Annotated in this window: 9 protein-coding genes; 2 read left to right on the forward strand and 7 right to left on the reverse strand. The window is 69.6% G+C overall.

The window, feature by feature from the left end; genetic code table 11:
• The first annotated feature begins 132 nt into the window (after nucleotides 1-132).
• Complete coding sequence (locus CS1GBM4_RS14160; protein ID WP_244607256.1) at nucleotides 133-933, forward strand: DUF2189 domain-containing protein; 801 nt, start codon at nucleotides 133-135, stop codon at nucleotides 931-933.
• A gap of 126 nt (nucleotides 934-1,059) precedes the next feature.
• Here the strand turns inward: CS1GBM4_RS14160 and CS1GBM4_RS14165 are convergent, their stop codons facing one another.
• The 4 genes from CS1GBM4_RS14165 to CS1GBM4_RS14180 form a co-directional block, all read right to left on the reverse strand.
• Nucleotides 1,060-1,863: a carbohydrate ABC transporter permease gene (locus CS1GBM4_RS14165; RefSeq protein ID WP_186419374.1), complete on the reverse strand. Its 804-nt coding sequence runs from the start codon at nucleotides 1,861-1,863 to the stop codon at nucleotides 1,060-1,062.
• Complete coding sequence (locus CS1GBM4_RS14170; protein ID WP_186419375.1) at nucleotides 1,860-2,729, reverse strand: sugar ABC transporter permease; 870 nt, start codon at nucleotides 2,727-2,729, stop codon at nucleotides 1,860-1,862. Before CS1GBM4_RS14170 ends, CS1GBM4_RS14165 begins: the two co-directional genes overlap by 4 nt.
• A gap of 168 nt (nucleotides 2,730-2,897) precedes the next feature.
• Nucleotides 2,898-4,124 carry an ABC transporter substrate-binding protein gene (locus CS1GBM4_RS14175; protein WP_186419376.1) on the reverse strand — a complete coding sequence of 409 codons (1,227 nt, stop codon included), beginning with the start codon at nucleotides 4,122-4,124 and terminating at the stop codon, nucleotides 2,898-2,900.
• 413 nt (nucleotides 4,125-4,537) lie between these two features.
• The gene (locus CS1GBM4_RS14180) at nucleotides 4,538-6,571 is read right to left on the reverse strand and encodes a DEAD/DEAH box helicase (protein ID WP_186419377.1); all 2,034 of its coding nucleotides are present in this window, start codon (nucleotides 6,569-6,571) and stop codon (nucleotides 4,538-4,540) included.
• 199 nt (nucleotides 6,572-6,770) lie between these two features.
• On the opposite strand from CS1GBM4_RS14180, the gene CS1GBM4_RS14185 reads away from it, so the two are divergent.
• Complete coding sequence (locus tag CS1GBM4_RS14185) at nucleotides 6,771-7,592, forward strand: MBL fold metallo-hydrolase (protein WP_186419378.1); 822 nt, start codon at nucleotides 6,771-6,773, stop codon at nucleotides 7,590-7,592.
• Nucleotides 7,593-7,672: 80 nt separating this feature from the next.
• Here the strand turns inward: CS1GBM4_RS14185 and recN are convergent, their stop codons facing one another.
• The 3 genes from recN to lpxC all read right to left on the reverse strand — a co-directional run bounded on the left by recN (nucleotide 7,673) and on the right by lpxC (nucleotide 11,536).
• Entirely contained in the window at nucleotides 7,673-9,361 is a 1,689-nt protein-coding gene (recN, locus tag CS1GBM4_RS14190) for a DNA repair protein RecN (protein WP_186419379.1), read from the reverse strand.
• A 36-nt stretch (nucleotides 9,362-9,397) separates the two neighbouring features.
• Nucleotides 9,398-10,300, reverse strand: coding sequence for an outer membrane protein assembly factor BamD (locus CS1GBM4_RS14195; RefSeq protein WP_186419380.1), 903 nt, complete (start codon nucleotides 10,298-10,300; stop codon nucleotides 9,398-9,400).
• A 288-nt stretch (nucleotides 10,301-10,588) separates the two neighbouring features.
• Nucleotides 10,589-11,536, reverse strand: coding sequence for a UDP-3-O-acyl-N-acetylglucosamine deacetylase (gene lpxC / locus CS1GBM4_RS14200; RefSeq protein WP_186419381.1), 948 nt, complete (start codon nucleotides 11,534-11,536; stop codon nucleotides 10,589-10,591).
• Nucleotides 11,537-11,697 lie beyond the last annotated feature (161 nt).

The following is an 11,697-nucleotide window of genomic DNA, read 5'->3' on the forward strand; positions in this document are numbered from 1 at the left end:
CAGGAGCCGGTCGGGTGTAGGCTGTACCCTGCTGACAACGGATGCTCGACGCCTCGCAGGTCTTGACCGGAGGATCGCGTCAGGACCGCCGCGGCGAACCGGGCCGGAACCGGGAAGAACGCCATGGCCGACATGCATATCCATCATCCCCGGATGGCGGCGAACGACGCCGCGCCCGCCGATGCCTTGCCCGTGCGCGAGATCGGCGTCGCCGATATCAGGGATGCGCTCAGACAGGGCCTCTCCGACTTCATGGCCCAGCCGAGCCATCTGCTCTTCATCGCGCTGATCTATCCGGTCGCCGGGATCGTGCTCGCCCGGCTCACGGTGAGCTACAACATCTTCCCGCTGCTGTTCCCGCTGGCTTCGGGCTTCGCCCTGCTCGGCCCCTTCGCCGCGATCGGGCTCTACGAGATCAGCCGCCGGCGCGAGCTCGGCATGGACACCTCCTGGAAGCACGCCCTCGACGTGCTGCATTCGCCCGGCATCGGCCCGATCGCGACGCTGGGCGCGTTGCTGACGGGCATCTTCCTCGCCTGGCTGTTCAGCGCCTGGGCGATCTATCGCTGGCTGCTCGGCGACGTGCCGCTCGACTCCTTCGAGAGCTTCATGACGCCGCTCCTGACCACGGCGAACGGCTGGACGATGATCGTGCTCGGCAATTCGCTCGGCCTGCTCTTCGCCATCCTGGTGTTCTCGATCTCGGTCGTCTCCTTCCCGCTGATGCTCGACCGCCATGTCGACATGGCGACGGCGGTCAAGACCTCGCTGGCGGCGGTCGAGAAGAATCCGAAGGTGATGATGTATTGGGGCCTGACGATCACGGCGCTGCTGGTGCTCGGCTCGCTGCCCGTGCTGGTCGGCCTGATCGTCGTCATGCCCATCCTCGGCCACGCCAGCTGGCACCTCTACCGCAAGGTCGTGCCGCGATAGCTTCCAGCCGTCATGCTCGGGTTTGACCCGAGAATCTCAGGCCGGATGAGGCGCCGGCTGGCGCCTCAATCGTCACGAGATTCTCGGGTGGCGCCACGCGCCGCCCGAGAATGACGCTTCACCCCCTCAATGCTGATCGACCGCCACCTCGCGCGTCAGCCCGCGCCGGACCAGCCCGACCGCGAGCAGCACCGGCAGCGAGGCGATCAGCCCCATCGCCGAAAGCCTGCCCCACAGGGTCTCGTCCTCGTTGATCAGCGTCGCGATGAAGGCAGGCAGCGTGAATTTCGAAGGCGTCTGGATGAACAGCAGCGCGAACAGGAACTCGTTCCAGCTCATGATCGCGACGAAGACCGCGGTGGCGACCAGCCCGGGCATCAGCAGCGGCACGACGATGCCCAGAAGGCGCCTCACGAAGCCGGCGCCGTCCAGCATCGCCGCTTCCTCGAAGGAATAGGGCACGTCGCGCACGAAGCCGAGCAGCATCCAGATCGCGAAGGGCAGCGCCAGGATCTGGTTGGCGAGGATCAGGCCGAGATGGGTGTCGAGCAGGCCGAGCGCCCGCAGCACCTGGTAGAGCGGGATGGCGAGCGCGATCGGCGGCGCCAGCTTGATCACCAGCACGAAGCCGAGGAAGACGATGTCGAAGCGCCTCGGCAGCGTGAAGCGCGCCAGCGCATAGGCCGCCGGCAAGCCCGCCAGCAGCGACAGCGCCACCGTTCCCAGCGCCACCACGACGCTGTTGAGCCCGAGCCGCCACATGCCGCCTTCCAGCAGCACCCGGTAATGCGTCAGCGTCGGGTCCTGCGGCCAGAGCGCGATCGAGGTCGAGACATATTCGGCCGGCGGTTTGAACGAGGTCGCGACCATCCAGGCGAGCGGGATCAGCGACAGCGCACAGAGGCCGAAGGCGGCGGCGATCCGGATCATCGGCCGGCCCCCTTGAGCAGCGAGGCGGCATAGACCGCCGCGAGCAGGCCCGCGACCGCGATCATCACCACGGCCGCGGCCGAGGCCAGCCCGATGTCGAAGAAGCGGAAGCCCTGCCGGTAGACGAACATCGAGACCGTCTCGGTCGCCTGGCCGGGCCCGCCGCCGGTCATGGCGTAGACCTTGTCGAACAGTTTGAAGCTGTCGACCGAGCGGAGCAGCGCCGCGACGAAGAGATAGGGCGCGAGCAGCGGCAGCGTCATGTCGCGGAAGCGCCGCCAGCGCCCGGCGCCGTCGACGCGGGCCGCCTCGTAGACGTCCTGCGGGATCAGCCGAAGCCCGGCGAAGATGATCAGGAAGGCGAACGGCGCGGTCTGCCAGAGATCGACCAGCACGATCGACCAGAGCGCGAGATCGGGATCGAACAGCCAGGGCACGCCGGGCAGGCCGACCGCGCGCAGCAGGTTGTTGAGATAGCCGAGGTCGAAATGGAACCAGGCCCGCCAGATCGCGGTGACGACCATGGTCGAAAGCACGAAAGGCGCGAGCAACAGCGTCATCACCAGCGTGCGGCCGGGAAAGGCGCGGTCGAGCAGCAGGGCGAGGCCGAGGCCCGCCGCGACCTCGAGCACGGTCGAAACCACCGTGAACAGCACCGTGTTCGTCACCGCCTGGCGGAAGAAGCGGCTGTCCCGGAGCTCGCGGAAATTCTCCAGCCCGACGAATTTGGCGTTCTCGAAGCCGTAATCGGTGGCGAACAGCGAGAGCGCCAGCGTCCGCCCGAGCGGATAGAGCGTCAGCCCGGCGAAGATCAGAAGCGCCGGCGTCAGCAGGAGCCAGGGCAGCAGGCGGCGGGAGGCGGTCATGCGGTCAAGGGCATTGAACTGAGAATACCTCTCCAGGGTCATCCCGGCCGGAGCGATGCGGAGAGTCGGGATCCATGCCGGAACATGTACGAAGAAGGTTCAGGCATGGGTCCCGGGCCGCGCTGCGCGCGCCCGGGACGGCCGCGAGAATAGGCTCGGCAAGATCGCTCAGCGCGCCAGCGCGCGGGCGATCTGGGCGTTGGCCTCGGTCAGCGCCTGCTTGGGCTGCAGCTGGCCGATCAGCGCGAGCTGCAGGTAGTCGCCGAGGACGGTCTCGACCCGGGCCCACTGGCTGATGCGCGGACGGGCCTGGGCGACGTTCAGCGCCTCGAGCTGCGCCGGATACCAGCGGTACTTGGCGACGAGATCCTTGTCGTTGAACAGCGCCGCGAGCGTCGGCGGGTTGCCGGTCTCGAGCGCGATCAGCTTCTGGTTCTCGGGGCTGGTGACGAAGCGGATGAAGTCGGCGGCGCGCGCCTTGTTCGGCGAATCCGCCGGAATGCCGAGCAGCCAGGCGCCCAGCATCGGCGCCGGCCCCTTGACCTCGCCCGGCGACGCGACGACCTCGACCTGGTTCGCGACCTTCGAGGCGCTGCCGTCGAGCGTGCCGGCCCAGGACGACCACATCTCGACAGCGATCGCGGCGCGGCCCTGCTGGATCGCGTCCCGCAGCTCGGTCGCGTTGTAGGTCTCGACGCCCTTCGGCGCGAGCGCCTTGAACGACAGGAACTGGGTCAGCGCCTTCTCGGCCGCCGGGGTATCGAGCACGGCCTTGCCGTCGGCGCTGACCACGTCGCCGCCATGCGCCCACAGCACCGGCAGGAAGGAGGTGACGATCGGGTTGCCCTTGAGGCCGCGGAAGACCAGGCCGGAGACGCCCTGCTCCTTCTCCTGGATCGTCTGCGCCGCCTTGACCACCTCGCTCCAGGTCTTGGGCCGCTCGAAGCCGTATTTCGCGAGCAGGTCCTTGCGATAGGCGAACATCGCGATGTTCCCGACGAAGGGCGCCGCATAGAGCTTGCCGTTATGGCGCGAGACCTCCAGCGCCGACTTGACGAACTCGCCCGGCAGGCCGCCGACCGTGTTGAGATCGGTGAGCCAGCCGCGCGCCATGAACTCCGGCGCCCAGATATCGTCGAGCATGGCGACGTCGGTCGCCGCCGCCTTCTCGCGCGCCCCGACCGCGAGGCGCTCGTAGAGCGGGCCGCCGCCGAGCTCGAGCCGCTCGATCTTCAGGTTGGGATTTCTGGCCTGGTAGAGCTCGACCATCTTGGCCAGCGCCGGCGCGAAGCCGGCATCGCGCCCGGCGATCACCAGCCGGTCCTGCGCGGCGGCGGGCAGGCTCAGCCCCGCCATCATCAACACGGCGCCGAGCGCCTTACCAATCGTCCTCATGGCGTTCCCCCGTCCGGGTCTCTGCCCGGCCGGGCATTGTGGGTGCGGATGGCGCGCGAGTGCAACAGGGATGCGACGAAACCGGAACAATCCCGGCCAGGCTCGCGTTGCGTCGGTGCTGCCGCAAGGTCGCGCACGCCCTTGAACGTGCAATTGCGGCCACAACGCAATCGGAGGGGCCCCCGCCATGAACAACATCATCTACATCGTCGGCCTGATCGTCGTGGTCCTCGCGATCCTCTCCTTCCTCGGCCTGCGCTGAGCCGAAGCGGGCTCAGGCCCGCATACGCGACAGCGCCAGCACATCATGCTCGCCTTCGCGGCGAGCATCCACGTCTTCAGCACGCATTCGGTTACGACCGCGATGGTCGGGACCAGCCCGACCACGACGAATGGCGCGGACGCAGCCCGCCTCAGCGATCGTCGCGGCGCGGCTTCTTGCCGGCGAACGGCTTCTTGCCGCCATAGGGCTTCTTCCCGCCGAAGCTCTTGCCGGCAGGCCGGCTCTCACCCTGGCGTTCGCCGCCATGGGGGGCAGGATAAGGTTTCTTGCCGCCCTTGAACGGTCCGGCGCCCGGCTTGCCCTGCTCGCCTCTGCCTGACGGGCGCTCGGGCCGCAGGATCGCGGTTTCCTCGTAGGCGGGCTCGCGATCGCGGCGCGTCGGATCATAGGGCTTGGCGCCGAACGGCTTGCCCCTGCCTTCCTGGGGCTTGCGCGCCGGACGCTCGTCGCGCGGCGGGCGAGCCCCGCGCGGAACATGGCTAGGCTTCTCGGCGAAGGGCTTGGCCGGCCGGCGCTCAGCCTCGCCGGTCACGGGCTCGATCGTGATCCGGTCGCGGTCGGGCACGCGCGTCAGCTCGGCGAAACGCTCGGCGACGTCGGCGTCGATCTCGACCTTGGTCTCCCGGTCGAAGATTCGGATCGCGCCGACCTCGTCGCGGGTGATCTGGCCGCGCCGGCACAGCATCGGCAACAGCTTGCGCGGATCGGCGCCGTCCTTGCGGCCGGTGCTCAGCCGGAACCAGACCGTCTCCCCGCGCGGCCCCGAGCGCTCGCCGCGCTCCCGCTCGCCAGGCGTGCGCTTCTGCGCATAATCCTCGGCGCTGCGGGCCGGGCGGCGTTCCTCATGGGCGAATCCGGGATCGCCGACCTCCTCCGTCGCCGGCAGGCGCGCCCGGTAGACGCGCACCAGCGCCGCCGCGAGCTCCTCGGCCGAACGCCCGGCAAGCAGCGCGCCGATCATGCCGGCATCGTCCTCGCCCGCTTCGCCCGAGAGCAGCGGGTCTTGCAGCAGCCGCTCCTGGTCGAGCGCGCGAATCTGGTCCCGCGTCGGCGCGCCAGCCCATTCGGCCTCGACGCCGGCGCCGGCGAGCAGCATCTGCGCCTTGCGCCGGCGCGAGGGCGGCACCAGGAGCGCGCTGATGCCCTTCTTGCCGGCCCGACCGGTGCGCCCGCTGCGATGCTGCATCACCTCGGGATCGTTCGGCAGCTCGGCATGGATGACGAGGGTCAGGCCCGGCAGGTCGATACCGCGCGCCGCGACGTCGGTCGCGACGCAGATGCGCGCCCGGCCGTCGCGCAGCGCCTGCAGCGCCGAGTTGCGCTCGCTCTGGCTGAGCTCGCCCGAGAGCGAGACGGCCGCGAAGCCGCGCTCCAGCAGCGCCGCCTCGAGATGCCGCACGGCGTTGCGGGTGTTGCAGAACACCAGCGCGCAGGGCGCGTCGTAGAAGCGCAGCAGGTTGACGACGGCGAGCTCGCTCTCCCGCGGATAGACGCGGATGGCGCGGTACTCGATGTCGGCGTGGCCGCCTTCGCTGCCCGCGACCTCGATACGCAGCGCATCGCGCTGATAGCTCCTGGCGAGCGCGATGATCGCCTTCGGCAGCGTCGCCGAGAACAGCAGGCTGCGGCGCTCGGCCGGTGCCGCCTGCAGGATGAATTCGAGATCGTCGCGGAAGCCGAGATCGAGCATCTCGTCGGCCTCGTCGAGCACCACCGCCTTCAGCGCCGAGAGGTCGAGCTGACCGCGGTCGAGATGGTCGCGCAGACGCCCCGGCGTGCCGACGACGATATGCGCGCCCTCGGCCAGCAGCATCGCCTCCCGCCGCGGGTCCATCCCGCCGACGCAGGCGATGATGCGGGCCTTGGCCTCGCCATAGAGCCAGGCGAGCTCGCGCTGGACCTGGAGCGCCAGCTCGCGCGTCGGCGCGACGATCAGCGCCAGCGGCCGCTCCGCGCGCGGCAGGGTCTCGGCTGCGCCCATCAGGTCGGCGCCGATGGCGAGCCCATAGGCCACCGTCTTGCCGGAGCCGGTCTGCGACGAGACCAGCAGGTCGCGGCCGGCGGCCGCCGCTTCCAGCACGGCGGCCTGGACGGGGGTGGGCTCACTGTAATTGCGGTCGGCGAGCGCGCGCGCGAGCGGCGCGCTCGTGGAGATGAAGGACATGCGATGTCGGGCCTTTGGGGCTGGCGGGTCGGCAGCAAGCAGAACGAGGGGCGGCGCCGGAAGCGGCACCGCGATATTGCGCTGCACATAGAGGAAATCGCCGGAAAAGGGAATGGCGAGGCCGGCATTCTGAGATACCAAGCCATGCGCAGCCTCGGGGTGAGGCGGGGTTCGAACCTTGGACGACGGGAAAACCAGCATGGCAAGCACGGCCTGGCGGCGTTTCGGCTCCTATGAGGTGCTCACGCTCGATGACGGGGTCTTCGAGGCGCCGCTCGACGTCCTGATCCATGCCGATGGCGAGGCCGCCCGCGCCGCGGCCCTGGCGCGCTGGGGCAAGCCGAAGGTCAGCATCGTCGTCAACTGCTTCGCCCTGAGAGGCCCCGACGGGATCACGCTCGTCGATGCCGGCACCGGCCCCTCCTGGGGTGAGGCGATGGGCCATGCGCCTGCGGCCATGGCGAGGGCGGGGATCGCCCCCACGCAGGTCGAGCGTGTCCTGATCACGCATCTGCACGGCGATCATGCGCTCGGCCTCTTCGACGGCGATGCCGCCCGTTTCCCCAATGCCGAGCTCATCGTGCCCGAGGCCGATTTCGGCTTCTTCGGGAACGAGGCCAACCGCGCCCGGACGCCGCAGAACAGGCAGGGCGGCTTCGCCGTCACGGCGGCCGTGAAGGCGCGTTATGCCGGCCGCATCCGGCCCGTGGCCCCCGGCCTCGTGCGGCCCGGCATCACGCTGCTCCCGCTCCCCGGCCACACCGTCGGCCATAGCGGCTACCTGATCGACGGCGAGGAGAGCCTCCTGCTCTGGGGCGATGCGCTGCATCTGTCCGACCTGCAGGCCTCCGATCCCGACATCGGCTTCGTCTATGATTTCGACGCCGCCTCCGCCCGCGCCTCCCGCCGCACCATCCTGGCGCGTGCGGCCGGCGAGGGCTGGATCGTGTCGGGCGGCCACATCGAGGGCTTCAGGCGTGTCGCCGAGAACGGCGCGGGCTACGAGCTGATCGCCGCCTGATCGGCTCTCGGTCGGGAGGGCATGGAACCACACCGTCTTTTCGGGGCAGGCCGGCAGGCCCGAACCCGGAAGGACGGCCGCTATCCCCGCAGCCCGGCCGCATCGAGCAGCTTGCCGGCCGCCGCCCTCGCCTCCTCGGTGATCGAGGCGCCGGCAAGCATGCGCGCGATCTCCTCGCGCCGGCTGCCCTCCTCCAGCGGCGAGACGCGGGTGACGGTGCGCTCGTCCGCGCCCTCTCCGCCCTGGGCCGATTTCGCGATCAGGAAATGCTGCCCGGCCTTGGCAGCGACCTGCGGCGCATGCGTCACCGAGATCACCTGCACCCGCGCCGCCAGCCGCGCCAGTCGCTCGCCGATCGCATCCGCCACCGCGCCGCCAACGCCGGTGTCGATCTCGTCGAAGACCAGCGTCGGAGCCGAGCCGCGCTCGGCCAGCACCACCTTCAGCGCCAGCATGAAGCGCGAGAGCTCGCCGCCGGACGCGACCTTCATCATCGGCCCCGGCCGGGTGCCGGGATTGGTCTCGACCCAGAACTCCACCCGGTCGAACCCCTCCGGCCCGCGTGCCTCGGGATCGCTGTCGATCTGCGTGATGAAGCGTGCCCGCTCGAGCTTGAGCGGCGGCAGCTCAGCCTTGACGGCGGCGTCGAGCGCCGCCGCGGCCCACAGACGCCCGGCCGAAAGCGTGTTTGCCAGCGCGACATAGGCCGCCTCGGCCTCGGCGAGCTCCGCCTCCAGCCGCTTCAGCGAGCCCTCGCTCTCGTCGAGCGCGGCGAGGTCGGCCGCCATGGTCTGCGCCAGCGCCGGCAGCGCGTCGACCGGCACGTCGAACTTGCGCGCCGCCGCCCGCAGGGCGAACAGGCGCTCCTCGACCCGTTCCAGCACGCGTGGGTCGAACTCCGCCGCGCGCACCGCGGCCTGCAGGGTCTCGCCCGCTTCCTCCAGCGCCACCACCGCCGTGGTCAGGGCCGCGATCGAGGGATCGATCAGCTCCGGCGCCTGCGCGGCCCGGCGCTCCAGCCGGCGCAGCACCCCCGACAGCGCCGCGACCGGCGACGCCGTGCCGCCGACCGCCTCGAACGCCTCGATGATGTCGCGCGCCACCTTCTCGGCGGCCATCATGCCCTGGCGCTGCGCCGCGAGCGCCTCCTCCTCGCCCAGCTCCGGCGCGAGCTTGCCGAGCTCGGCCACCGCATGGCGCAGGAAATCAGCCTCCTTGCGCGCGGTCTCGACCCGGATGCGCTGGCTCTGCAGGGCCTGGCGCGCCTTCTTCAGTATCTCGCTGGCGCGCGCCACCTCGGCCGCCTGCTCGGTCAGTTCGCCGAAGCCGTCGAGGATGGTGCGGTGCTGGGCCGGATCGGTCAGCGCCCGGTCGTCGTGCTGGCCATGGATCTCGACCAGAGCCGCGCCGATCATGCGCAGGATCTGCACGCTGACCGGCTGGTCGTTGACGAAGGCGCGGGTCCGGCCGTCGGCATATTGCACGCGCCGCAGGATCAGGTCGCCGTCGGTATCGATCTCCTGCGCCTGGGCGAGCGCCCGCGCCGGATGCGTCATCGGCAGGTCGAAGACGGCGCTGACCTGGCCCTGACTCTCGCCATGGCGCACCAGCCCGCCATCGCCGCGGGCCCCCAGCGCCAGCGCGAAACCGTCGAGCAGGATCGACTTGCCGGCGCCGGTCTCGCCGGTCAGCACGCTGAGCCCGCCCTCGAAGCCCAGGTCGAGCCGGTCGATCAGAACGATGTCGCGGATCGAGAGCTGGGCGAGCATGACGGCTCTCAGCTTGCGGCGGCGCCGCTCATGCGGTCAGCGCACCAGGCCGGTGATGGTGCGGGTGAAGCCGTTGAAGAGCCGGCTGATATAGGAGCCGCGATCCTCGCGCGGCTGCAGCCCGCCGCTCTCCAGGAGCGCATAGGCGTCCTTGTACCAGGGGCTGTCCGGGAAGTTGTGGCCGAGCACCGCGGCGGCGGTCTGCGCCTCGTTGGTGATGCCGAGGGCCATATAGGCCTCGGTCAGGCGCATCAGCGCCTCCTCGACATGGCGCGTGGTCTGGTACTTGGTGATGACCTCGCGGAAGCGGCCGACGGCGCCGGTATAGTTGCGCTTCTGGAGATAGAAGCGGCCGACATTCATCTCCTTGCCGGCGAGCTGGTCGCGGGCGACCAGCATCTTCTCGCGCACGTCGATGACGTATTCCGACTTCGGGTAGCGGTCGAGCAGCTCCTGCATCGCGCGCAGCGCCAGGCCGGTGCGCTCCTGGTCGCGCGTCGCGTCGGGGATCTGGTTGTAATAGGACATCGCCAGGATGTACTGCGCGTAGGCCGCGTCCGGGCTCGCCGGGTTCTGCGCCAGGAAGCGCTTCGAGGCGGTGATCGCGTCGTCGTACTTCGCCGCCTCGTAATTGGCGTAGGCGGTCAGGATCAGGCCCTTCTTCGAATAGGGCGAGAACGGCGCCTGCTTGTCGATCTCCTCGAACTTCTTGTTCGCGCCTTCGGTGTCGCCGCCCTGCAGGCGGGCGAGCCCCTCATTGTAGAGCTTGTCGGCCGGGACCTCCGGCAGCACCTCGGGCTTGTAGACCTCGGGCCGGTCGAACGGGTTGAGCGAGCTCATCGTGTCGCAGCCGCCGAGCGCGGCCGCGAGAGCGAAAGCCAGCGCAAGGCGCTTGGCGCCGCTCGCCGATTCGCCGGAATTGAATGTCTTCAGCCGCATGACGCTCACTACATCCGTCCTTGAAGCGCCCCCTCGGGAGAAGCGCACGAAATGGCTTAGCGCGCTTTCGGTCCAGCCGGAACGGCCGAACGACCAAAATCGCGCCAACTCACCGCTGGAGCATGGTCCCGTCGCAAAAGCGGTTCCCGCCCTTGCGGACCATGCTCTAGCTCAGAAGCAACCTTTTCGCCAAGCGTGACGGGCGCTTCGTGCAGTGCGATCGCCGTTTCCAACAGGAAACGGGCGAATGCAAGGCGCGGCGTCGCGTGATGCCCTGCCGGGAGGCCCTCAGTGCAGGTCGGGCGCCAGCGCGGCGGGCACCGGCCCGGCCGCCATCTGCACCGCGCGATGGGCGTAGACCGGCTGCGCCTCGACGATCGCATAATTGGCGCGGTCGGCGAACAGCGCCTCCAGAACCCGGATGTTCATGCGGTGGCCGCCGCAATAGGAGCGGAAATCGCCGAGGATCGGATAGCCGGCGAGCGCCAGGTCGCCGACCGCGTCGAGCACCTTGTGGCGCACGAACTCGTCGGCGTAGCGCAGGCCTTCCGGATTGATCACCTTGTCGTCGCCGATCGCGACGGTGTTGTCGAGCGAGGCGCCGAGCGCGAAGCCGGCCTTCCAGAGCTGCTCGACATCGCGCATGAAGCCGAAGGTGCGGGCGCGGGAGATCTCGCGGGAATAGGCCTCGGGATCGAGATCGAAGATCTTGCGCTGGCGGCCGATCGCGGGCGTGTCGAAATCGATCTCGACATCGAGGCGGAAGCCGTTCTCCGAGGGCGACAGCTCGGCGAAGGCGCGGCCATGCTCGATCCGCACCGGCCGCAGCACCTTGAGATAACGCCGGGTCGCGCCGAGCGCGACGAGGCCGGTCGCCTCGATCGCCGCGACGAATTCGGCGGCGCTGCCGTCCATGATCGGCATTTCCGGACCGTCGATCTCGACGAGCACATTATCGAGGCAGAGGCCGGAGCAGGCCGACATCAGATGCTCGATCGTCGCGACGGAGCCGGAGGCCTGGTCGCCGATCACGGTGCAGAGCTCGGTGGCGCTGACCTTGTTGTGGCGGGCGTGGATCAGCTGCTCATGGCCGCCCTCCAGCCCCTTGCGCAGGAAGACGACGCCGGAATTGGCAGTGGAGGGCCGCAGGGTCAGGCAGGCGGGAGCCCCGGAGTGAACGCCGATGCCTTCGAGGGTCACGGGCGAGCGTAGGGTCGTCTGCCGTTCAGCCATCATACTCAGTATCCGATCTCGAGCGCGACGATCTCCGGGCCGGCACCTTGCGGCGCAACCTGTTCGACGATCGACGCGGTTCCCTGATGTGCGGCGAACTCAGGATTAATCCCGAATCCCCTACCCGGTGATGCGCTGCAAGATACGCGCAGGCGCACTGCCTT

The sequence above is a fragment of the Allobosea sp. CS1GBMeth4 genome (assembly GCF_900185715.1).
Lineage (GTDB): Bacteria > Pseudomonadota > Alphaproteobacteria > Rhizobiales > Beijerinckiaceae > Allobosea.

Bases quoted from the DNA above. Each gene is read 5' to 3' on its own strand.
- recN (WP_186419379.1), bottom strand. From the start codon at position 9,361: ATGCTCGCCCAGCTCTCGATCCGCGACATCGTTCTGATCGACCGGCTC.
- CS1GBM4_RS14195 (WP_186419380.1), bottom strand. From the start codon at position 10,300: ATGCGGCTGAAGACATTCAATTCCGGCGAATCGGCGAGCGGCGCCAAG.
- CS1GBM4_RS14185 (WP_186419378.1), top strand. From the start codon at position 6,771: ATGGCAAGCACGGCCTGGCGGCGTTTCGGCTCCTATGAGGTGCTCACG.
- CS1GBM4_RS14170 (WP_186419375.1), bottom strand. From the start codon at position 2,729: ATGACCGCCTCCCGCCGCCTGCTGCCCTGGCTCCTGCTGACGCCGGCG.
- lpxC (WP_186419381.1), bottom strand. From the start codon at position 11,536: ATGATGGCTGAACGGCAGACGACCCTACGCTCGCCCGTGACCCTCGAA.
- CS1GBM4_RS14175 (WP_186419376.1), bottom strand. From the start codon at position 4,124: ATGAGGACGATTGGTAAGGCGCTCGGCGCCGTGTTGATGATGGCGGGG.
- CS1GBM4_RS14160 (WP_244607256.1), top strand. From the start codon at position 133: ATGCATATCCATCATCCCCGGATGGCGGCGAACGACGCCGCGCCCGCC.
- CS1GBM4_RS14180 (WP_186419377.1), bottom strand. From the start codon at position 6,571: ATGTCCTTCATCTCCACGAGCGCGCCGCTCGCGCGCGCGCTCGCCGAC.
- CS1GBM4_RS14165 (WP_186419374.1), bottom strand. From the start codon at position 1,863: ATGATCCGGATCGCCGCCGCCTTCGGCCTCTGTGCGCTGTCGCTGATC.